Below are 22417 nucleotides of genomic sequence, written 5' to 3' on the forward strand. Positions count from 1 at the left end.
ACTGTGGATGATTAAGAAGTTTCCTCTTCAAGGAGAGATTATTTGCAAACAATTCAAATTTGGCGGGGCTCATGAAGGCTTCGTCATTTAGAGGGGGCTGAGGGTGGTTTATGTCAACGACTGGGGAGAACGATCAGGCGATGCGCAAGATCCTGGATATGACCAGGCTGATCAGTATAGCGGTTTTGGGGATACATTTTTACAAGGAATGTTACGGGGCTTTTGCGGGCTGGCATTTGGTGGCGCCAATATCGGACAAGTTGCTGGGTAATATCGTGCGGACGGGGCTGTTCAGCAATTTTTATAAGCCGAAGCTGATCGCTTTGGGTTTCCTGGTCATTGCGCTGATCGGGGTTAAGGGGAAGAAGGATGAGCAGCAGCATTTTAAAACGGCGCTGCTTTACCTCCTAACAGGGTTGCTTTTTTTCCTCGCCAGCTATTTTATTTTGCTGGTGAGGGGAGGAATGCAGTTGATAGCCTCTTTGTACATGGGGCTTACGGGGCTGGGCTATTTGTTGTTTTTAACCGGCGGGACGATGGTGTCGCGGATCATCCGGGATAAGCTGGGCGGTGATATTTTTAACCGCGACCAGGAGACCTTTCCGCAGGAGGAGCGGCTGCTGGAGAATGAGTATTCGGTGAACCTGCCGGCGCGCTATGTGCTGAAGGGTAAGGTCCGCAATTCTTATGTCAACTATATCAATATGTTCCGGGCGCTTTTGGTGCTGGGTTCGCCGGGTTCGGGCAAGAGTTATTTCGTCATCCGGCATGTGATCACGCAGCATATCCGCAAGGGCTTTGCGATGTTTGTCTATGACTTTAAAATGCCGGACCTGGCGGTCATCGCCTATAATACGTGGCTGAAGTATAAGGGCAATTACCAGGTTGCGCCCAAATTCTTTTCGATCAATTTTGATGACCTGTCGCGGAGCAGCCGCTGTAACCCTTTAGACCCTTCAGCCATGCTGGACCTGACGGATGCGGTGGAATCGGCGAGGACGATTTTGTTAGGCCTGAACCGGGAATGGATCAAGCGCCAGGGTGATTTCTTCGTGGAAAGCCCGATCAACTTTCTGACGGCGATCATCTGGTATCTGCGCAGGTATAACGAGGGGGAGTTCTGCACGCTGCCGCATGTGATCGAGCTGATGCAGGTGGAATACGATAAGCTGTTTACCATCCTGCGCACCCAGCAGGAAATCGATGTGCTGATCAACCCCTTCGTGAGTGCCTTTATGCGGGATGCGGTGGAGCAGCTGGAAGGGCAGATCGCTTCGGCCAAGATCACGATGGCGCGCATTGCCTCGCCGCAATTATATTATGTGCTGTCGGGTAATGAATTTACGCTGGATATCAACAACCCAAAGGAACCGAAGATCGTTTGTATGGGCAATAACCCGCAGAAGATCCAGATCTATGGGGCAGTGCTTTCGCTGTTTACCAACCGGCTGCTAAAAATCATTAACCAGAAGAATAAGCTGAAGTGCAGCCTGGTTTTAGATGAGTTCCCAACGCTCACTACGGACATCATACCTACCATATCTACAGGGAGATCCAATTTAATTTCGACCTGTTTGGGCATCCAGGATGCCAGCCAGTTACGCAAAGATTACGGCAGGGAACAGGCGGACGTGATCATGAATATTACGGGTAACATGGCGGTCGGCCAGGTATCGGGCGATACGGCAAAATACGTTTCTGAAAAGATCGGCCGGATCATGCAGGACAGGGAAAGTTTATCTATCAACCGTACGGATACTTCGATCAGCCGGTCTAAACAACTCGAAGCCGCGGTACCGGCATCGCGTATCTCCGCATTGAGCTCCGGCGAGTTTGTGGGCATGGTAGCCGATAACCCGGATGAAAAGATTGAGCTAAAAGCCTTTCACTGCGAGATCGTCAATGACCATGCGGCGTTGAAAAAAGAGATCGATGCCTACGTGCCATTACCGGAGGTTCGGAAGATCAGCAGTGCAATTGTCGAGCGGAATTATTTACAGATCAAACAGGATATCCGGGATATCATCGAACTGGAAATGGAGCGGTTGTTGAGTGATCCGGCGCTGGCGCATCTGGTAATTAAAAAGTAGTGATGCCTTTTACAAAGCTAATTTGAGTTGGCTTTCTTTAGGATAATTATCTATTGGTATGACCGGAGGGTAGAAAACGCCAATAATTACGAAAGGATTTTTAGAATGGCGGGTATGCCATTCTTTCGTTGTCCCCAAAAAGAAGTAAAGGTTACGTGTAATAAAATAATGCCAATATTTTTCTTTTACTTTTGCGAGGGCTTTCTGTTCATTGGCGGCTGTTCTTACGCAGTTAAAATACAATTGGCCGATTTCCCAATCTTCGATCATTAAACGCGAGACGCGTCCATTGATATCCTCAAACTTGTAAAAGAATTTATAGGGAAGTTTTGCAATTAGCTTACGTGGCTCGCTATTCGTTCCGTTGGTCATAAACAGCTCCAACTGATTCAACTGATCCTTCCATTCCAGCTTCCACTCCCTATCGTCGGCTTCAACTCGAAACCGATTAGCCGCGTCGGCTTAAATGTGGCAAGCGAAACGTTGGTCGGTGCCTTACTGTCGTCGATCAACAAGGCCATATCTCTATACACCTTTTTGGTACAAAACGCAATCCGGGATTTCCAAGCTTCCTGCTTCGCCTTCGTACCACCTTTGATATCGATACTCTCCCGAGCCGTCATGTCCGAAAAGTTGTAATTCAAAGGCGAATGGCTTTCCGGTCTGAGGTCTTCTGTTCTGCGGCGCAGGCTTAATTCGATCCAGGTGAATTTATACGTTCCGATTACACCGTCAACCCAGGCGGCCCAATATCGCCTCGGAGTCCCAAGTGAACGAAGGCCATCCTTTTAATTGATGTATATACATATTCTCCGAAATTGTGCGGTAAATATGTATATTATTCTCCGCATAGTATAAAGATAGTCCGCAATTTTGCGGACTATCTGGGCATCATTCTCCGCACAGCATCACATTAATAAACATTATATCAAACTGAATTAAACACTTAGGCATCTCTGAATCCCCTTAATACTTCTTTGATCAGATCGCCATTCATTTTTTTAAACCCTTCGACTAAGCTTTCAATCGGCAAATTCGAAGCGCTTCCATGGCGATAAACCTCATTGTTTTTAAAGATCGCAATTTCTAGGTGGGGTGAATTTTTACTATTTAAGTCGAAATAAAACCTATTATTTAATTCTTTGGTTTTTAATCCGTTAATTTCTATAACCGGCTTATCTTCCAACACTTTTACGATTTCGTTCAAGTCGGTGCCAAATTTCTCAATCATCACATATTGCCAATACCACATGAGGTAACGGTTAACCCTTCTGATCTGAATTTCCTCTAAATTAACGCCATTATCATCAAAAGCCCACATGGTTTCCGTAGCAACATCAATGCTGTCTAAAAAGAATTGTTTAACCGGAGAAACGACCAGATCAGCCTTAACTGAAAATCCATAATCATTCAATAGGCCGTACACATCCGCTTGATAGTCTGCCGTTTCTAAAACTTTAGGAAAGCTGCCAATGTTGTTGACAGTTGACGAGGTTAATTTATGCCGGTAATAATGTAAGCCCTCATGGAATAAAAATAAGCGATAGGCTTTTTGAAGTTTGGCGTCTTCAACGAGCCGCTTACCTAAGGAGACAAAAAAAACATTATTAAGATACCAGCGGTTATTTTTCCAGGTGAACCCATCTGTAATGGAATCGGAGTGAGGATCAATTGCATCATCCTTGAGCGTTGTATCGCTAATCGGCGGCAGATTTGTCCAGAATTTATCAGCCATGAGCTTATCATCGAGCTCCGGGATCAAACCTAAGTACCAGGCCCGGCCACGAGAATCGCTTTTATTTTTATTCAAAAAATCTTTTATGTGGGTGTTTAATTGGTCCGCAGCAAGTTGCCGCAGGCGCATACCCTCAACCAATTCCTCATCGGTCCACTGCACCTCGCTACGCGCTTCACCCTTGATTAAGACCGATTTTGTATAGCGCGGCTCTTTGGTCGCATCGTATTGATAGGTTTGAATTAATGGATGGATATTGGGACTTATTTTAGTCCCCGCTAAAAACGCCAAGCCAGTCGGAACAGACGCAAATAAATGTATGACTGGTATCATACTCTCGTTATCCGAAACATTATCCAGTACATTTTTAAATGCCTCAGCGATTTCGTTTATCTTTTCTTTATTATCCAGGCTGTCTTCATTAGGCTGCGACAATTCAATATCTATCTCCGCCGCATTTTCTATTACGCCATTGGTATCGGGGCTTTTAACACGATGAGAAATACTCAATCTCAACATCACTTCCGTAATACCCTTTTGTTTGGGATTAAGTTCTCCGTTTACCTGTAGCTCAAAAGTCTCTGTGGCAATATGATCGCTTGTTTGGTACCATGTTTTTTCTACATGATGCAATTGAAATACCTCAATATCCCTAAAATTATGAAACTGATATCCAAGGTCGATCGCCAATGGTATAGGAGCAAGACCAAAATACAATACTTTATAACCCGCACTTGATCTCAGCTTCGGTTCAACGCCGTCTAAAAAGAATTTTCGCTGGTTCATGGCGATTTGCACCTGATCGGTGTCGTATAAATTTTCAAGCCTTAACGCAGTTGGAGCAACCGATATAAAATGCCGGTCGAGGTTTTTCCAATTTTCAGGGAGGGCTACAATACACTCTTCGTTTGTTATTGGCTGAAAAAACTCGTGCTTGATAATAATTAAGCCTTTGGGCGTACTACTCATAATTCTTCAATTTTAGATGCTATAATCAATGGTGTGGGTTCGGTGATGCTGAGTATCTGATAATACAAATCTGCATCAAACGGTTTATCATGATCTATGGCATAATATACCGCTTGCTTACCAACACGTTGTATTAAATCGGAGAAACTGTAAGGGACTGTTTTGGTATCGATAAAATCTAACAGCTTTTTCAAATCCTGTTTTGTGTGTACCACCCCTTTAAAAAGCATATCTATAACAGCTTCGAGTTTTTTACCCGTTGGGCGCTCAAAGTTAAGCTGAAGCGCTGTCCTCCTCCTAACCGCAGGATCTAACACATTGATACGGTTGGTAATCATAATTACGGCAAGGTTCTTCTTGCTTTTTTTGATGCCGTCAATTTGCTTAATTAATACGTTCAGTCCAGCGCGATCTTCATGATGCGCCTGGTTTTGCGATCTGCTTGTTGCAAGATCATCCGCCTCGTCAATAATCAGGATGCCTGTTTCTCCGTCTTTCAGCTTCGCCTTGGCTGATTCAAATGCATCAGTTACCCGGTTTGAAAGTTCTCCGACCATACCGCCGCCACGAATATTTGATGGCGTTTCAAAGACCTTCACCGGATGCCCAAGCGCTAAAGCAAGCGGAGTCCCAATGGTTTGTGCTAATGCGGTCTTACCACAGCCAACTTCGCCTGACAGCATGATCAATGGTGACCCGTTTTCAATATGAGAGAGAATGCCCAGGCCGTGTTTGTAATATTTCTTTTGCCAGGCAGTAACACGTCCGGGGTCTAATATTAATGATAGCGTTTTAAGCAGCTCGCTCTTTTGCTCATCAATTCCAACTAATAAGCCGTATTCCCGTTCTGCCTGTTGATCAGGATGCTTATACTCTACTAACGCAAGTGCTGTATTTACCATTTGTATAAAGATTGTTGCAGGCCGAAGCCCTCTTTGCTAAAAGATTTGTGATATTCTATGGTACCTTGAAGTGCGTTACCGGTTCCCCATCCCCAGGCCGTAATCTGTGCATCAACTTCGGCAATATGCGGCGAAGATCTGTCAAGGTCAATCAGTAATTTAACGGTTGTCTTTGACGGAAGCCCCCAAAAGTCCAGGCCGCCTGCCGGCTCATCCGTATAGATGCTACCGTCTGCTTTCAGTTGATAATGAATACCGCCCTTAGTTCCATCAGGCTTATGAAATTGAAGTTCAAACCAATTTAGCGCTTTTTTACCCAATAAGTACAAAATGTCCCGGCGGATACCATCCGCTCTTATTTTGGAGATGAGCCCTGTGTTCATTAAGTTAAGCGTATTTTCATAAACTTTTCCAACAATATAATTTGCGCGGGCCTCACTATAAGTGTCTGATCCGCTATTTGTAAAACTCTGTATCATCTTATTCGTCTCCGCAATGGTTTTTAAAAGGATTTCCAAACAATTCAGTTAATATTTCTAATGCCTTGCAATCATCACCATCCTCATCAAAGTGGATAATGCGATTCCAGTTATCCCTGGCATTTTCGAACCATTCAGCCAGCTCATTCACTTTAGTGCTATCCCATTTTTTTACAATATTGTTTTCGGGATTAACCGGATCAAGTACCGTCCAAACAGCTACCTTGGTGATATCAGGGGTAGCATAATAGTCGGTAAAAAACACAGGCACCCTGTTCCTTACGATATGGGCCAGGTACCCGCACCATTTAGCCATGGTTTCTGCATAAGTTTTTTGAACACCGAGTTTATCGAATGCCAAAGCACAAAGAAGATCCATCAGAATGGATGGCGGTACATTGTTTATTTTAGTGGTATCGTTATACCCGAGGTAATATGAATTGTCAGCCTGAAACTCCTTCCACCATTTTAATAGTTGGATGCATTGATTAAATTTAACTACACCATCAATCGCTCGGCTTTTCTTGGTTCGCCCTTTTACAAATTCATTATGTTTTTGCACCGAGGTTGATATCCGCTCGCCGTCACGGCGAACGAGAATTTGCTCGTCAGATTTATCAGTGGCTAGCATGGGCACTAAGTCAAAGGACCCTTTTTTAGAAAAGTGCAGCTTAATCGAGCTCTTCGTCTTTTCGATCGTGGTATTAGGGTATGATTTCAGGGCATACTGCTCAAATTTGTCCAATAAGCTATTTAACAAATCTGTTTCTTCATCGATTTTAACCACAATTGGAATATCGATATCCCAGCCATCCACTTCGGAATGGCCGCGGTAGTGCCGCCTTAATCCATTCCCCTTGGCCGATGACCCTGCTATCGGCATCGATTTTACCGTCAACCCGTCTTCTTCTGCTGTTTGCTTGATATATTGTCTTATTTCATCCGCCTTAGCAAAAATCTCCTTCTTTTTATCAGGATCAGGAGCAATCCATTTGGTAAAACATTCCATCCGGGACTGCAATACTGTTTTTGTATTTAATTCACTCATATGCTTATATTTATAAAAAACTTTATCTTATCATTTAATTACCCTCACTACCGAAACCGTTAGGTGTCTTAGTTTACCGGGGATGAAATTGATACGAAAAGCGTTACTAACGGTTTTCCGTATTACAGATATAACCAATTATGAACTGGAAGCAATATGAGCACACTTCTACCGAAGATCTGCTAACTTATATATCCTGGAAAGATCAGGAAGCCTATAAGGAGGATGCAAAGGCCGCCTATACATCGCTTTTTTTTAGGTTTAAGGAAGATATCGGAAAAAAGGCAAGAGTTGTCGCTATCAACTGGGGCTATGATAAAGATGTAGGTGATGTTATCGCCGAACAGGCATTCGAGCGTTTTTGGTCCCGACCCTACTCATTCGAGGCAGAGAAGTGCAAAACCAGTAACCTTGACAAATGCGTGCTCTTTTACATTTATAAGATCGCACAGCGCTTACTGGCAGATTACAAAAAAACGGCCGATAAACCGAGCCCATACACGGGTGAAGAGGAAGTTCAGGTGGATTATCCTGACCTGGAAAACATGGACTACCCTAAAGAAAAATTAAAGGATATCCGCAAGGCATATGAAGTATTGGCTGGCGCATTGGCAAGACTGACTGAAAAACACAAGGTCGTTTACCTCACTTACCATGCTTATGAAAAAAAGGGATTAAAACTCCCACGGCCATTACTGCAAGCATTGCGAGATGAACTGGAATTGACACAAAATTCGATAAGGGTTTATAAAAAAGAAGCAAAAGCAGAAATTGCAACCTACCTAAAACTGTATGGCAACAAATAAAGAAATTATCAACATGGAAAATATAACTGAATGGCTTGCTTCCACAGGATTTCTTTTCCCTTCAAACGAAGTTGAGTTGGAAAGATTCAACAAGCTTTATCCGGACGTGGAAAATGGGGTGATGGATTATGATATCAGCATTGAAAGGATTTTATCAGGTAACACACGCTCATTAACCATCAAACCGATGTTTGATCAGGACAACATTGCCAGTATCAGGCAATACAAAATGGTTGCGCGTTTTGGAAAATCCGAACAACTACCGCCAAATATTATTGACAAAATAAAAAAGAACGAGGCTAAAAAGAAAGATGATGCTTCCGATCAGAAAGAAGAAAATTAATGAGTTTACCAGCTACCTGGCTACAGAGTATACTGATGGAAAAAAAACATTGCTGGAGGATGTTTTAGGTTCCGAAGATTTAATCTGCCATGTCGATCATTATGAAGATTATTTTGATGGCATGCTGACGTACAATGAACTTGATTTTAATATTCACGTTAATATTGATCGCGGAAATAACTTAGCCTATAAGCGGGGGCGCTTTACCCTCAGCCATGAATTAGCACATTATTTTTTAGATGAGCACCGGATCGGTTTAAAATATGGCTTTTTAGAATCCCACGGCTCCAAACATGAATTAAATCAAAAAGACCCCATAGAACTTGAAGCGGATTATTTTGCAGCTTGTTTGTTAATGCCGCATGATAAAATGAAGAACCTGAATATCAACATGAAGTTCTCGCTGCAAAAAATATTGGCGGTGTCTGAGCATTTCCAAGCCAGTGTTTTAGCAGCTGTGTTGAGATATATTGAATTGTGTGTCCATGAGTTGATGATTGTAGTTTCCAGAGAAAATAACGTATTATGGTATGCGCAGAATGAGCCATTTCCAAAGTGGCCTTTTAGATTTAGAGTGGGCAATAAATTACCACCCACAACAGTTGCCGGTGAATTCTTTACCAAGTTGGATAGTAAATTCACCTCGATAGAAGAAGTTAATCCAGATGATTGGTTTTATCCCTTCCCAAATGACAACCGGGCTAATCGTAAAATGAATGAGCAATGTTATTATTCAGATAGCTACGGTTATGTAATCAGTTTACTTTGGTTTAAATAAATAACTCCGTCCTATTTCATTATTTGACGTAATCATCAGTTTTAGGAATGATGTGGACGGCTTATCATTTTCAAACAGTGTGTTATTTGTTTTATGCCTGAAATGAGACAAATTATAATATCATATATTTTATGTATTATTGAATAACCTATAACCAAGGATAACATGCAAATACGTCTGCTCATCAGGCTTTTACTGATAGAAAAAAATACCGAGTTTTACCAAAACAATTTATTCACTACCTGGCTGCCCGTATGACTTACGAAAAAGCATTGGCTCTATATCAAAATGATAAAACGCTGCAGATCCTGCGGGCGGATCATTTTCCATTATTGATCAGTTTTTTTCATTTGGCTTTTAAACAACAGGATAAAATTTCTTACCTGCAATCCGGTTTGGCTGGTTTATTAGGAGATTTCCTCTTTTCATTGGAACGGCAGGGAATAACTGATTATCCGCAACCGCCGCTGGATTACCTCCAAAAATGGGCCCAACAAGGTTTTCTCCGGAGGTATTACGAAACGGAAGATGAACCTGTATTTGAACTCTCCCCCGCTACAGAGAATGCGCTGAAATGGCTGGATGACCTGAATAAACAACAATTTATTGGAACGCACAGCCGATTGTTGCAATTCTTTGCTTTATTGCAGCAAATTGTTAACAGGACTGCCGGGCCGTATGACCGGATACAGCAATTGCAGGAAGAGCGAAAAAAGCTGGACATAGAAATTGAAAAGATCAAAAAAGGAAATTATGTGCAGCCCAGCGATACCCAACTCAAAGAAGATTATTTCCTTGCCGAGGAAACAGCGAAACACTTGCTGGCTGATTTCAGGCAGGTCGAAGAAAATTTTAGGGAACTAGACATTAATACCCGGCAAACCATCATTAAGAGCAACCTGTCAAAAGGTATCCTGCTGGATGATATTTTTGAGCAACAAAACCATCTCTGGAATACAGACCAGGGAAAAAGCTTTAAGGCATTCTGGGAATTTTTAATGAGCGAAGGTATGCAGCAGGAATTAGAAGAGCTTATCGGAAAGCTGAATAATATCCCTGCGATCAGGCAGGTTAAAAAGGAACAGATTGTTGACCGAATCAAAACCAACCTGGTGGACGCAGGGGATAAGGTTAACCGGAGCAACGATGGACTAATTGAACAGTTGCGGAAATATGTGGAACAAAAAAATCTTTCCGAGAGTAAGCATATCCTCCAAAGTATAGAAGCTATCGAACAGCTATTGATTAGGCATCGGGATCAACTGGAGCCGCAGCAGGTTTTAATGGAGGTCGATGGTTTATTCCGGCCGAACTTCCTGATGCAGCGGCCTTTGTTTAAACCGCCCGTGAAAATTATTTTCGAGCAAACCTTGGTCGAAGAAGGTACTGCTGACGCAAATACCAATGCCCTGTTTGAACAATTTTACGTAGATATCGAATTGTTACGCAATAATGTTCAGTCGTTGTTGCGTAACAAGTCACAAGTTTCCTTGACAGAAATTTTAAGCTATTACGTGCCTACCAAGGGCGTCGCTGAAGTTCTGGGCTATATGCAAATTGCATCCGCCGACAGCAGGCATTTGGTTAACAACGAGCATATAGAAAAATTAATCGTGCAGAATAAGGATGCGGGTACGGAATACCAGTTAGAGGCGCCTTTAATTATTTTTAACCGATAATCATGATACGTGAATATTCGCTAAGCCTGGTAGCCTTGCTCAAAGGTATTTTGTATGATCATCAAAAAGATGCATGGGAAGGTCTGCTGCAGTATGAAAATGATGTAAAGAAGTATTTTTCCACCATCGGCCTGGAGTTGTATCTCGATAAAAGCGAGGGCTATGCTTATCTACAGCAAAAAGAGCAAGACGAGGAATCGGAAATTCCAAGGATGGCAGAAAAACGGCAGTTAAACTTTTTTGCTTCCTTGTTATGTATTGTTCTACGAAAATATTTGCTGGAACACGATGCCCAGGGAGGTATGGTGCGGGCAATCATCACCCAGCAGGAAATTATTAATCGAACAAAATTATTCCTGCCCACCGTTTCAGATGAGGCCCGGCAGCAGGAACGCATCATCACAACGATCAATAAAGTGATCGATATCGGTTTTTTAAGAAAGCTGGATGACAACAGCAATAATTATGAAATACACCGGATCATCAAGGGTTTTGTCAATGCAGAAGTGATCGATGACACGCTTAAAAAGCTGCAAGCGTATGCGGCAGAAAAAAATATAACAGATTAAACGGCATCCATGGAAGAATTAATAGCAGATACCGCTTCAAACATCGCTGGTTTTCGCCTCCAATATCTGGAAGTGCTGAACTGGGGGACTTTTAACAGGGTACGCTGGCAAATTCATCCTGGGGGATACAATGCTTTGCTCACAGGTGATATCGGTTCCGGGAAGTCCACTTTGGTCGATGCGCTGACATGCCTGTTGGTGCCACACAACAAGATTGTTTTTAATAAAGCTGCCGGTGCCGAGGGGAAAGAGCGCAATTTACTAAGCTATGTAAAGGGGGAATATAAAAAGGAGAAAGAAGAAATCACCAAGGTGGCCAAGCGCATTTATTTGCGCCCGGATGATAATACCTATACCGTAATCACCGGTAATTTCTACAATAGCGGCTATGATGAAAACATATGTTTGTCCCAGGTGTTCTGGATAGGTAAAGAAGGTAAAGTAGAGAAATTACTGATTATCGGGACGCTGCCCTTAACGATTGCCCGTCATTTTAGCGGCTTTACGGATATAACTGATCTCCGCAAAAGACTGCGCAATACAGAAGGCATTCAATTATTCGATGATAATTTCAGCAAGTACAGTGAGCATTTTCGGCGTCTCTTCGGTATGAACAGCGATAAGGCGATAGACCTTTTTTATCAGACGGTATCCATGAAATCAGTGAGCAGCCTGACTGATTTTGTCCGGGAACAAATGCTGGAACGAACCGACGTCAAAGAACAGATCGCAGCATTGCTGAAACGGTTTGATGACCTGAACAAAGCACATGCCGCGGTTGTCAATTCAAGAGAGCAATTTCAGATATTAAAGCCACTGACGGAATCATCTATCGAATACGGCAATGTCAACAGGGAGATCGAAAATATTGAAGCGATGCTGGAAGTGATACCAGCGTGGTTTGCCTTGCAGAAGCAAGGGCTACTGAAGGTAGCAATCGAAGAAAAGGGTGAGGAATTGCAAAAAGCCACACGAATGCAAAAGATATTGGCCCAGGAAAAGGAGGAATTAGAAAACCGGAAACTGGGAATTTTGCAGGACATTGATAATAATGGCGGCAAGCGGCTGGAACAAATAGCTACTGAAATCAAGCAGTTAGAAAAGGAAAAAGTCGACCGTAAAAATGATTTTGACGACTACGCAAGGTTGGCCAACCAATGCGGCTTAGGCACAGTACTTGACGAAAAAGATTTTCAGGATAATATTCGGCAGGCAAGGGCAATGCAGGAATCAGGTGAAAAAAGGGAAGCCGAGCTCCAGCAGCAAAGAGATAATGTCATGAGCGAATTACGCAAGCAGGACACTGATTTGCAGGCGGAGCAAAAAGAACTACAATCTCTGAAAGCCAGACAAACACAAATTCCCGGATGGCTTGTGGGCTTCAGAACACAACTGTGCGAAGATCTAAGAATCAGCGAAGAAGAGCTTCCTTTTGTAGGTGAACTTTTACAGGTCAATGAACAGGAAGGGGAATGGGAAGGAGCTATCGAGAAATTGTTACACGAAACAGGTATCAGTTTGCTTGTACCTAAACAGCATTATCGGAGTACCAGTAAATATGTAAATGATAATTTTTTGCGAAGCCGGGATGGCCGGGGCATCAAGCTGACTTACCTCGAGGCCGACATCGAAAGCTTCAATAGGGTAACCAGGCAGCTAGATAACAGCAGCATCGTCTTTAAAGTTGATATCAAACCCGACACCGCATTTTACGACTGGCTGGAAAATTATTTGCACAGGATGTTCGGGGATTTTATCTGCGTAGACGTTACCGAATTACAGCATGTGCCTTATGGCATTACCCAGCAGGGATTAATCAAAAGCGGGAAAATAAGGCATACCAAAGACGACCGGAGCAGGATCAATGACCGCCGAAATTATATTTTAGGTTGGAGCAATGTGGAAAAGATTAAGGCGCTGGAAGATGTGATAGGTGACCTGGAGCGCGAAATCCATTCGCTTAGATCCCAGAAGTCTGTCATCGAAAAAGCACAACAGGAATCCTCCGATTTGAAGGCGGTGATCAATCAACTGCTTTTTCTAAAAGAGTACAGTCGCATCAATTGGCAGTACTCTGCATTAAAAATACACCAGTTGGAAGAAGAACGTTACGAATTGCTGAACAATAACAACACGCTAGCCCTCCTTCAACAAAAGAAAGACGAAGTAATCACCCTGATAGACCAGGTCAAACAAAAAGAAACAGATAAGAACCAGGAAATTGGAAGGCTGCAGGAAGTCATCAAAAGTCATGAAAGGACATTACAGGATACCGACGAAATTATCAGTCTACTTGAAACCCGGCAACGGGAACTTTATTTTCCGGTCATTGAAGCAAAACTCGTAGATAAAGCTTTGCGTTTGTCGACTATTGATAAGCAGCAGGATCAATTCAAAAAGATTTTCGAAGGCGACACGGGAGAATTGAAAAAGCTACGTCATAAGTTGAGTACGCTGCGTTCTGGCATTGAAAGAAGGATGCGCGAAATTAAGGAACATTCCAAAGCGGAGTATAGTGAAATCGGCGAGAGCATCGAAGCCCGTGCAGAGTATATCGGAAAATTCGAAAAACTAGTGTCTGAAGATCTAAAACGTCACGAAGACAGGTTTAAGGAAGAATTGAATAAAAACACAATTAACAGCATCGCCGTTTTTGACAGCCAGTTAGAAAAGCATGAAAAAGACATCAGGTTAAAAATAAAAACCATCAACCAGCACCTCCGGGAAATCGTTTATAATACAGCGCAGGGAACTTATATTGAGATCTTGATGGACAGTACGCCTAACAAGGACGTCCGTTTATTTAAAGAGGAACTGAAGAAATGCTATATCCATTCCTTCAGTAGCAATGCGGATCTTTACACCGAAGATAAATACGAACAGGTAAAACGGATTTTGGACCGTTTTGCAAGTGCCGATGGCAGCGATAAAGACTGGACCAGTATGGTCACCGATGTAAGAGAGTGGTTCGAGTTTAACGCTAGTGAAAAATATCTTGAAGATGATACCGAGAAAGAGTTTTACGAAGGTTCAGGCGGCAAAAGCGGTGGTCAGAAGGAAAAGTTGGCATATACGATATTAGCCAGCGCCTTGGCTTATCAGTTCGGGTTGCAATTCGGAGAAAGCAAGAGCCGGAGCTTCCGATTTGTGGTTATTGATGAGGCTTTTGGAAGAGGCAGTGATGAAAGCACGCGCTACGGCCTGGAGCTTTTCAAGAAATTGAACCTGCAATTACTCATTGTAACTCCACTACAAAAAATACACATTATTGAAAGTCATGCCAATTCTTTTCACTTTATCAGCAACAAGGACGGCAACAACTCGCAAGTCAGCAACTTTACCAAAGAGGAATACCTGTTGGAAAAGGCAAAACATAACAGTTTGTTTCAACCTTTAGCTAATCAAGAGTCTTAGATGATCAGCCCGGAAGAAATAAAGCAGCAAGCCTTAAAGTGGTGGAGGCCATTTTTGCAAAGCTATATCGCTAAAGCGACTTTTTTTCCGAAGCAAATAGACCGGATCGGAAAAGTAAAGCCTGGGCAGATCACCCGTCAATTCGAAATTCTGCAACAAGAAATAGAATTGCTTTATAAAGCTTCAAAGAATCAAACAGGTATCGGCTATAGCATCAAAACGGCAGGCCGAAATTTTCGTAGAAGCGGCGCACATGACTTGCCGGACAGTATTGAGTTTGAAACTGCGGACGATTATATTTCTTTTATAGGTAAAAAGAAAGAGTGGAACCTGTTTTTGACAAACCACCTATTTCTGTCAGAAAGATTTCCAGAATTGGAGGATTGGCTAACGGAAAATATTTTGTCTCTAACTGTTCCGGATAAGGATTGGCATGGCATTATTGAAGTTTGTCAGTATTTTCTGGCAACCCCCAGGCCTGATCTGTATTTGCGGCAATTGCCCATTTTGGTACACACCAAATTTATTGAAGAAAATAGTACTCTTCTGCAATCGTTGCTTGACTTTTTGATTGCCGATCACATCCGCGACCCGGGACAAAAGCGAACGGCGGAACGCTACTTTTTGAAACACGACGAACCCCTGGTTCGTGCACGAATATTGGATGAACAGCTTTTCATTCACAGTAATATTGCAGATATCAGCATACGTCTATCGGATTTTGAAAAGACAAACTGGGCTTGCACTAATGTGGTCATTGCGGAAAACAAGATGAATTTTCTTTCCCTGCCTCAACTATCCTCGTCAATTGCTTTATGGAGCGGCGGCGGGTTTAATATAGGTTATCTTAAAAACGCTAGCTGGCTAAATAACAAACACATCTACTATTGGGGGGACATTGATGAGCACGGTTTTCAGATATTACATCAGTTAAGAAGCTATTTCCCGCATACGCAAAGCGTCATGATGGACCGGGCGACCTATGATAATTTTAAGGGATATACGGTACAAGGTAAGTTCAATCCTGCTGAACAACTAAGCTACCTTAGTGTGGATGAGGCTGAACTCTATACCTTTCTTAAAGGGCAGCCTAAACAAAATAGATTGGAACAGGAAAAGATACCCCATTTGTATGTTGTTGATCAATTAAGAAAGATGATTACTTAGCGTATCATCAATTTTATGCGCAGGGCAGCGGATCTTTACCGAAAAAAAACATACATGATAGCGTCGTGAGGCAGGATTGATTGCGGACTAGACCACCGCATTTTTAGATATTGCTAACGATTGCTTTGTGAAGGCTTTGAAATTTTGTATATTTACATAAGCCAAAGTCAAGCTAAAAACCGTTAACAATACGTTAACAGAAAAAAGAAAGGTAGTCGCGATCTAATGTAACTGCCTGATTCTGAGGTGGACCCAACAGGACTGATATCGAACCGCCTGCTCGATAGTGTCAGGCAATTATCTTTAATTATCTAGCTCACAGACGAAACACCTACAAATTATTTACGTCATTTCAGTTACTCAATATTAGAGTTGACAATTTGTCGAGGATTATTTTTGTAAAACAAAATTGGCCATGTAGCCGAGACATAGAAGGCCGACAGAATACATCAACAGAATGTAAGCAACCAAAGGCTTCTTGAAATTTAGCTTATCTGTCTTAAGATTAATTAAGAAAAAAATTGTTGATGTATACATCAGAGCATACCAAATTTTTTTAAATACCATTAGCGGGCTCGTAGCGACCAGAATTGTCGGTACATTGGCCAAATGATAAACGCCGTCGTTTTTGTTTTGCCCATTTAATTTTTCAAATAGCATGTAACTTATAGCGCTAAATAAGATAAGAAATCCCAAGCTCCATATAAATATCCATTCTTTATGATAACCGTAGCAGTTCCAGATATGAGGCACAATAAACCAATCATTTTTATAATCACGATACTCGATATCCAAGGTTTCGTAACTAATTTTTTGTCCTTCAGAATCGAAATTCTTTAATACTTTTTCATAGGTTGAGATGATCGCATCACGTGATAAGGGTGTTGGAAAGAATCGATTGTCGGTACAGTTTTTAAAGAAAACCTCAACAACCCTATCATTGAGTTCAGCAGTAGGGAAAATCTGCCTCAAGTAGTTTTTTATTGTACTTATTGTAAATATTTGCTCGTAGTCTGTTACAAAATATGTCTTATTTCCAATTGATATAGAATCCTGAGTTTGTTTGAATTTAATTCCCACAAGTTTAGCAACATCAAGTTGATCCGAGAAGAAACATAATCTAAAATGCTGATAATCGATTTTGATTTCTGAAATATCTGAATCGTATAAATTAATATAATGCCAATTACGCATCGAGTTTAAATAAAAATTATTTCGATCAAAATTGGCTGTAGTAAAATCAACGATATGATGAAATCCGGTATTAGCGGAAAAGCCTATCAATGCAGGGAGCAAGGAGTGATTAAAATAAAATGTTGTAGAATCTGAAATTATAGAGTTGGAAAAGTCAACGATACCCTGAAAATCCGTGTAGTAAAAATTGGCGATCTTGGGAAACACTGCAAAGCTTAAATTTGCCCCACTTTTAAACTTTGTTGCTTCGAAAGATACCATCTCCTGACACATCAAATGGTCAAGGCCTGCTTTACGTTCAAAATAATCGTTTTGAAAAGTAACCGCTTTTTGAAACCTCGAAAAACTAAAAGAAACGGAATCTTCAAAATGAACATTATAAAATAAAACGTTTTCCGGATATTTTCCGCCATTAATATCAACGGTTTTTTCAAAAACTATAGGTGAATCGAACCGCTTTTGGTTTATGACTATAGTTTTTCGAACATCTTTAATGCTATTCCTAAAATTTTTATTTTGATCAAACTGAAAAACCAAACTATCATTTCCGTGTTGGACGGATTGAGCGGAAGTCGCATTTGAAAATGATAATAGTGATAAGACTAGGCTTAATAAAAAACGGTATCTATTCATGACTCCAAAAATATATGCTATGAAATCTAAGTTACTGATAATGAAAAGCAAACTGAAACAAAAACATTTTTCTGTAAAGCTTCCAATTGCTTATATTTTTCCTAAATCACTGTACCTTATTAACTAGCCCTTAGGGGAAGCTTCTCGAACTCCGTTATAGGTAATTTGATGTCCTGAAGATACTTTTCACGTCCTCCTTCAAACGACAATCCACGAACGCCGTGTCATAAATTATGCTGTTAATGAATATGCTGCTTCTCAGATCAACACTTGAGAAGCAGCTATTATCTATCGAACAGTGATCAAAGCAAAGGTCGGGATATTCAAATGGTGTAAAAACCTCGTTGTTATAATAATTCAACGAATGGAATTGAGAAGTAATAAAATTACAGTTGGTGAACCATGCATTTTCGATGCTATAGAAGTCCATCATGTTGAACATCTCGAAGTTACAATCATCAAAAAATACATTGAAAAATGTCCCTTCATCTAGTTGGACCGCCTTGAAATGGCATTTTTTAAATTCCAGGCCCTTCCATTCTTCTTCAAAATGAGAAAACCGCGAATTAATGAATGAACACCTTTCAAACACGCAATCGTTAAACATGAAAAAGAAACCCCAAACATTCTCGAACGTACAGCCGACAAACTTGCAATTCTTAAAGAGAAAGCTGAAACTACCCGTAAAGGTATAGTCCTTGAACACCTTCTTTACGATAACATGCGGCTGAACATCATGTTCTGCATTATATCCCTGGAGCCGTTTAGGAAAATTCGACTGCATGTGCGCCATCAATTCCCCGGAACCGTTTATAGTTATATTTCCCATTATCGAATAAATATAACGTATGCAAAGCTATTTTACTCGAATGAGATCCGCTTACAGTAACATAAAGGAAAACCGAGCCCAATAATTTACAGCAAATAATGGACTTTGCGATAAATGGCGGCCAACGATGGCGGCCTTTTTTGTGCATTTTTACGATATGGCGAACGATGATATATTGGCCTATATACTAGACCAGGAAAACCGAATAAAAGAAAACGCAGCGTGTGTCGAACTCGCCAAAGAATTTAGGGCAGGCGGGCTGGATCACCTCACCCCGCTATGGCATCAGGATGTTTCTGAAATCGACCTGGGCCTTCAACCCGACCAGATCGTTGCGGATTTTATGAACGCAGGAATTACGCTGATCCAGAACGTTGAACTCTCCAGGCTCTTCGCTTCTTTCGACCCGGACAGGGCACGCGCCGTCAGCACCATGCGGATCGCAGGTCGTGCTGACTTCACTTACATCAAGTTCTGCCGGGTGTTACAGCATTGGAAGAACAGGCAGGAATTGATCCCGCCAATGATCTTCTTTAATCCGCTAAATGCTCGGAATGACCCGCAGGACGGAAAACACCGTTTGCGGGTGTCCTTGCATTTAAAAGTGACGCATATTCCCATAATTGTTCCGACTTTGCAGTTACAGCTAGTGCAGGCATTACTTTAAGAACTCGTTCTCTATGGTTCCAACGCGACGATCCGTGGATGCCCGAAATTTTACCTAAAATATTCGGATCGGCCTTTGCAGTTGAACCACTTTATTCTTAATTTGAGTGCTCACAAACCTAAGAACTTAAACATGGAAAATATCGATCAACTATACCTCGACGTTGAAGATAGTATAGGCTTGGAGGCCTACAATTATTACGTTGGATCTGGTAAAAAATACGCCATCGTCGAAGAGATGGTCACCGCGATCGCCGCATCTGTCCTTTTCGAGTTTATTAAACCTTTTATTGATTTTGAGGGTATCGCAGATCAGTTGAAGGCACAGGTCAAAGCTCTTTTCGCCCGGGACGACAGCCCGAATTTTCAGGACCTATCCGAGATGAAGATGTTGAACGAAGCGATCGATTTTATCAGCAAGCATCCCTCCGTATTTAATTTAGACAAAAAGAAGGCAGCGGAGCAAAAGATCAAAGCTTATCTTCTAAGCATCAACTATCCGTCGCAAACAGCGGAGCTCAAAGCCGCTGAACTAACAACGTTACTTTACCGGAAATTGAGCAAATGATCCCCTTTGACGACATCCATCTCCCTGGAGGACTGAGCCTGAGTCTCAAATGTGCGCTCGGTGCCACCACGATTAACAGAGGTGTCGATATGCTTGATGAAAATGGTGTAGAAGAACTTTTAGAAACCGACCTGTGGTATGAATATGGTAAGGTAGTTTGGTTCAGGTTCAGCGACAACGGCGAAGATCACTTCTTTAATTTTTTACCGGGAGAATATCGCGATTCACCACCTGATGGACCAGATGACATGATCAGAAACTGGAAGAGGCCTTTAAAGACCGGTCTGACCAAAATGGAAAAGTTCCTGGACTTCGCAGAATCGGTTTCCCCGGAAGGTATAACCCAGGATATGGCCGATCAGATCAGGATGTTGCGAAAAAGGGTCGGCCCGAATGGCAAGGAGATCTTTATTGACGCTAGTGGTTTTTACGAGACAGCTAAACGTATCCAACAAGCTGATTCTCAAGAAGTGGTCGGTCAGTTATTTGACGAACTCTTTAAAAAATACTACTATACGTATGCGATGCAACTTGCGCATTTTTCGGCTTGTATCACCCTGCTAAAATTACAGCTACGGTTGGGAATGTTTATCAAGGTGAATGCCTACAGTATACCTGAGCCGCACATCAATGAGTTAATATGGCAAGCGAAAAAGCGATCGCCTGATCTGCTGCATTTACTGACCGATATCGGCAATGATTTTTACGATAAGGCTACAGCGAACTTGAACAAGGCGATCAAAGATTACGGTGTGGAAGATGCTATGCAATTAACCCGTATAGCTGCGCATCAGTTTTACGGGGCGAAGCTGATCGCTCAGGGTGCCATAAACAGCGATATCAAATTAGACCTGAAGTATAACGCACTTGTGGCTGAAGAAGGCTGGGCTTGTGCGGTCACCGGATTTTCTAATAAGCAGTTTTTCTTCAACAAACCTGATTTCTTTCCTAAACTCATCGCCCAAGGTTTACTGATACATGGCAGCGACTTCATTTACAAATTTATCAGAACGCACAGCACGCCAACCAAGCCTTACTTCCCCCGGTTGACCGTTAAGATACTTATTGCCTACGGGAAAGTGCTCGCTGGCGGCCATTATCTTTCCGAAGGCGTTGAGGAACTCAAAGCCTTGGAAAATGATACCGGAACGTCATTATTCGACTTATGTCTCGTTGAACATTTCTTATTAAAGAGTACCATGAAGACGGGCGACGAGGAAATGAGAATGAGATACGCATTCAAGCTGGCCGCACGCACGGTCCTTTCAAAATTCTAATTTTCTGAAGGCGTGATCATTTTAAACGTTCCGTCCTTAAAAGCCCGCATCACGATAATGCCATCCCAGGCGGTACTGAAGATATTCTTGGTGACTTTGTAGTTTTTATGTTTTTCTTTTATACCGTAAAATACCTGTACGCTATCTAAAGGCGGGCGATCGCCGGGAATGACTTGTTGCAGTGTGTCCAGCGCCACGATCCTTGGATGGCCGAAATTGTAAGTGTTGAATGAGCCAGTTGGCGTACCCTTTCCATCGTACCATTTTCCCGCTGAAATGATGGCGTATTTAGGCGTAACGGCATCTACCCATTCCTTGGTCGTTCCGTTGTAAGAACCATGATGACTGACCTCCCAGACGTCGCTGTCCAGCAGCTGCGTACCCTGATAAAAATTGACCACCTCTTTCATGGCTTTCACTTCGAGGTCGCCCGTGAACAGGAAAGAGCTTCCGCCAAATACGACCTTTACCACCAGGCTGTGGTAATTGCCTTCCCTGCGCGATTCCGCAGCCGTCCAACCCGCAGGCAGTTGCTGGAAGCGGCCAGACAGGATGCTGATCACCGGGTCGGTGCCATTGCAGTTCACAGGGTCGATCTTCAGGTCGTGCAGCCCTTTTTTACCGGAGACGGCGGTAGCCTCATCGAAACTATAGTTCGCATATTGATAGCCAAAGGACGCGCGGTTATCCTGTGCCCAGGTCTGGCTGGTATCACCCGAGCCATTGCGCAGGCCATTGTCAATATAGTTCTTGACCTTATAGCGCCTGATCACTTCTTTCAAGCCTTTGTTATGGTCGACATGGCAATGGGTGATTAAGACCAGTTGGAGGGTTTTATTGAGATCCGTCCGGCGTGCGAAGAAGCGGTCGAGGTAGCGGGTGAGTTTCGGAATGTTCTTGTTGCTGTCGACACCCGCATCGATGAGGACAGCCCCGCAGGAAAACTCCAGTAAAGTGGCGTTGGCCTGGCCGACATCAATAAAATGGGCACGCATCTCGTTCGCAGGCAGCGCCTGGCTGAAGGCCCTTAAACAGAAAACAGCAAGAAAAATGGCCAGGGTCAGGCCGGTTTTGATCAATTTGGTGACAGGTTTCATAAAAAGGCAGGTTAATTTGGATAAAGCTACCTAATTAATATTTGAATATCAATAAGTTATATCGATAAGTCGATCAGCAAACTTTTTGATCAGTTGGGTAACGATGTTCAACTTGTAGGTCTCCCACAGTGCTTTGAACATGCCGAGGTCCTCATCTTCCTGGATCACCTGGTC

Annotated in this window: 17 protein-coding genes and 1 pseudogene; 11 read left to right on the plus strand and 7 right to left on the minus strand. The window is 42.4% G+C overall.

The window, feature by feature from the left end; genetic code table 11:
- The first annotated feature begins 110 nt into the window (after positions 1-110).
- Positions 111-2090, plus strand: a complete 1980-nt coding sequence (gene mobC / locus AC1RM2_RS22040; RefSeq protein WP_492987323.1) for a conjugal transfer protein MobC — start codon at positions 111-113, stop codon at positions 2088-2090.
- Positions 2091-2099: 9 nt separating this feature from the next.
- Here mobC and AC1RM2_RS22045 read toward each other — a convergent pair.
- The 5 genes and pseudogenes from AC1RM2_RS22045 to AC1RM2_RS22065 all read right to left on the minus strand — a co-directional run.
- Positions 2100-2525: pseudogene (locus AC1RM2_RS22045) on the minus strand (DUF8757 domain-containing protein); the annotation flags it as partial.
- Between the two features lie 511 nt (positions 2526-3036).
- Positions 3037-4794: an SAVED domain-containing protein gene (locus AC1RM2_RS22050; RefSeq protein ID WP_492987324.1), complete on the minus strand. Its 1758-nt coding sequence runs from the start codon at positions 4792-4794 to the stop codon at positions 3037-3039.
- The gene (locus AC1RM2_RS22055; RefSeq protein ID WP_492987325.1) at positions 4791-5696 is read right to left on the minus strand and encodes an AAA family ATPase; all 906 of its coding nucleotides are present in this window, start codon (positions 5694-5696) and stop codon (positions 4791-4793) included. Before AC1RM2_RS22055 ends, AC1RM2_RS22050 begins: the two co-directional genes overlap by 4 nt.
- Positions 5690-6175 (minus strand): HORMA-1 domain-containing protein, encoded by a 486-nt coding sequence (locus AC1RM2_RS22060; RefSeq protein WP_492987326.1) that lies wholly within the window; start codon positions 6173-6175, stop codon positions 5690-5692. Before AC1RM2_RS22060 ends, AC1RM2_RS22055 begins: the two co-directional genes overlap by 7 nt.
- Position 6176: 1 nt before the next feature.
- Positions 6177-7223, minus strand: coding sequence for a CBASS oligonucleotide cyclase (locus tag AC1RM2_RS22065; RefSeq protein WP_492987327.1), 1047 nt, complete (start codon positions 7221-7223; stop codon positions 6177-6179).
- A 140-nt stretch (positions 7224-7363) separates the two neighbouring features.
- Between AC1RM2_RS22065 and AC1RM2_RS22070 the strand changes: the two genes are divergently transcribed.
- The 7 genes from AC1RM2_RS22070 (at position 7364) to AC1RM2_RS22100 (ending at position 15979) form a co-directional block, all read left to right on the plus strand.
- Positions 7364-8029, plus strand: a complete 666-nt coding sequence (locus AC1RM2_RS22070; protein WP_492987328.1) for an RNA polymerase sigma factor — start codon at positions 7364-7366, stop codon at positions 8027-8029.
- A complete protein-coding gene (locus AC1RM2_RS22075) occupies positions 8016-8372 on the plus strand; it encodes a hypothetical protein (protein WP_492987329.1) in 357 nt (118 codons plus the stop codon). Before AC1RM2_RS22070 ends, AC1RM2_RS22075 begins: the two co-directional genes overlap by 14 nt.
- Positions 8341-9150, plus strand: a complete 810-nt coding sequence (locus AC1RM2_RS22080) for an ImmA/IrrE family metallo-endopeptidase (protein WP_492987330.1) — start codon at positions 8341-8343, stop codon at positions 9148-9150. The genes AC1RM2_RS22075 and AC1RM2_RS22080 overlap by 32 nt, the downstream gene beginning before the upstream one ends.
- A gap of 254 nt (positions 9151-9404) precedes the next feature.
- Complete coding sequence (locus AC1RM2_RS22085) at positions 9405-10829, plus strand: DUF3375 domain-containing protein (RefSeq protein WP_492987331.1); 1425 nt, start codon at positions 9405-9407, stop codon at positions 10827-10829.
- Between the two features lie 2 nt (positions 10830-10831).
- Positions 10832-11398 (plus strand): DUF4194 domain-containing protein, encoded by a 567-nt coding sequence (locus AC1RM2_RS22090; protein ID WP_492987332.1) that lies wholly within the window; start codon positions 10832-10834, stop codon positions 11396-11398.
- Positions 11399-11407: 9 nt separating this feature from the next.
- Entirely contained in the window at positions 11408-14812 is a 3405-nt protein-coding gene (locus AC1RM2_RS22095; protein WP_492987333.1) for an ATP-binding protein, read from the plus strand.
- On the plus strand, positions 14813-15979 hold the full coding sequence (locus tag AC1RM2_RS22100; protein WP_492987334.1) for a Wadjet anti-phage system protein JetD domain-containing protein: 1167 nt from the start codon (positions 14813-14815) through the stop codon (positions 15977-15979).
- A 390-nt stretch (positions 15980-16369) separates the two neighbouring features.
- On the opposite strand, the gene AC1RM2_RS22105 is transcribed toward AC1RM2_RS22100, so the two are convergent.
- Complete coding sequence (locus tag AC1RM2_RS22105; protein ID WP_492987336.1) at positions 16370-17806, minus strand: hypothetical protein; 1437 nt, start codon at positions 17804-17806, stop codon at positions 16370-16372.
- A 956-nt stretch (positions 17807-18762) separates the two neighbouring features.
- Between AC1RM2_RS22105 and AC1RM2_RS22110 the strand changes: the two genes are divergently transcribed.
- From AC1RM2_RS22110 to AC1RM2_RS22120, 3 genes are all read left to right on the plus strand, one after another.
- Positions 18763-19302 (plus strand): hypothetical protein, encoded by a 540-nt coding sequence (locus AC1RM2_RS22110; RefSeq protein WP_492987337.1) that lies wholly within the window; start codon positions 18763-18765, stop codon positions 19300-19302.
- Between the two features lie 132 nt (positions 19303-19434).
- On the plus strand, positions 19435-19869 hold the full coding sequence (locus AC1RM2_RS22115; protein WP_492987338.1) for a hypothetical protein: 435 nt from the start codon (positions 19435-19437) through the stop codon (positions 19867-19869).
- Positions 19866-21146, plus strand: coding sequence for a hypothetical protein (locus tag AC1RM2_RS22120; protein ID WP_492987339.1), 1281 nt, complete (start codon positions 19866-19868; stop codon positions 21144-21146). The genes AC1RM2_RS22115 and AC1RM2_RS22120 overlap by 4 nt, the downstream gene beginning before the upstream one ends.
- Here AC1RM2_RS22120 and AC1RM2_RS22125 read toward each other — a convergent pair.
- A complete protein-coding gene (locus AC1RM2_RS22125; protein ID WP_492987340.1) occupies positions 21143-22243 on the minus strand; it encodes a ComEC/Rec2 family competence protein in 1101 nt (366 codons plus the stop codon). The genes AC1RM2_RS22120 and AC1RM2_RS22125 overlap by 4 nt on opposite strands.
- Positions 22244-22417: the final 174 nt, after the last annotated feature.

This window comes from Mucilaginibacter sp. GW822-FHT03E02, from assembly GCF_058801545.1.

Coding starts and splice junctions, on each gene's coding strand:
- mobC (WP_492987323.1), top strand. CDS start 111: ATGTCAACGACTGGGGAGAACGATCAGGCGATGCGCAAGATCCTGGAT.
- AC1RM2_RS22050 (WP_492987324.1), bottom strand. CDS start 4,794: ATGAGTAGTACGCCCAAAGGCTTAATTATTATCAAGCACGAGTTTTTT.
- AC1RM2_RS22055 (WP_492987325.1), bottom strand. CDS start 5,696: ATGGTAAATACAGCACTTGCGTTAGTAGAGTATAAGCATCCTGATCAA.
- AC1RM2_RS22060 (WP_492987326.1), bottom strand. CDS start 6,175: ATGATACAGAGTTTTACAAATAGCGGATCAGACACTTATAGTGAGGCC.
- AC1RM2_RS22065 (WP_492987327.1), bottom strand. CDS start 7,223: ATGAGTGAATTAAATACAAAAACAGTATTGCAGTCCCGGATGGAATGT.
- AC1RM2_RS22070 (WP_492987328.1), top strand. CDS start 7,364: ATGAACTGGAAGCAATATGAGCACACTTCTACCGAAGATCTGCTAACT.
- AC1RM2_RS22075 (WP_492987329.1), top strand. CDS start 8,016: ATGGCAACAAATAAAGAAATTATCAACATGGAAAATATAACTGAATGG.
- AC1RM2_RS22080 (WP_492987330.1), top strand. CDS start 8,341: ATGATGCTTCCGATCAGAAAGAAGAAAATTAATGAGTTTACCAGCTAC.
- AC1RM2_RS22085 (WP_492987331.1), top strand. CDS start 9,405: ATGACTTACGAAAAAGCATTGGCTCTATATCAAAATGATAAAACGCTG.
- AC1RM2_RS22090 (WP_492987332.1), top strand. CDS start 10,832: ATGATACGTGAATATTCGCTAAGCCTGGTAGCCTTGCTCAAAGGTATT.
- AC1RM2_RS22095 (WP_492987333.1), top strand. CDS start 11,408: ATGGAAGAATTAATAGCAGATACCGCTTCAAACATCGCTGGTTTTCGC.
- AC1RM2_RS22100 (WP_492987334.1), top strand. CDS start 14,813: ATGATCAGCCCGGAAGAAATAAAGCAGCAAGCCTTAAAGTGGTGGAGG.
- AC1RM2_RS22105 (WP_492987336.1), bottom strand. CDS start 17,806: ATGAATAGATACCGTTTTTTATTAAGCCTAGTCTTATCACTATTATCA.
- AC1RM2_RS22110 (WP_492987337.1), top strand. CDS start 18,763: ATGGCGGCCTTTTTTGTGCATTTTTACGATATGGCGAACGATGATATA.
- AC1RM2_RS22115 (WP_492987338.1), top strand. CDS start 19,435: ATGGAAAATATCGATCAACTATACCTCGACGTTGAAGATAGTATAGGC.
- AC1RM2_RS22120 (WP_492987339.1), top strand. CDS start 19,866: ATGATCCCCTTTGACGACATCCATCTCCCTGGAGGACTGAGCCTGAGT.
- AC1RM2_RS22125 (WP_492987340.1), bottom strand. CDS start 22,243: ATGAAACCTGTCACCAAATTGATCAAAACCGGCCTGACCCTGGCCATT.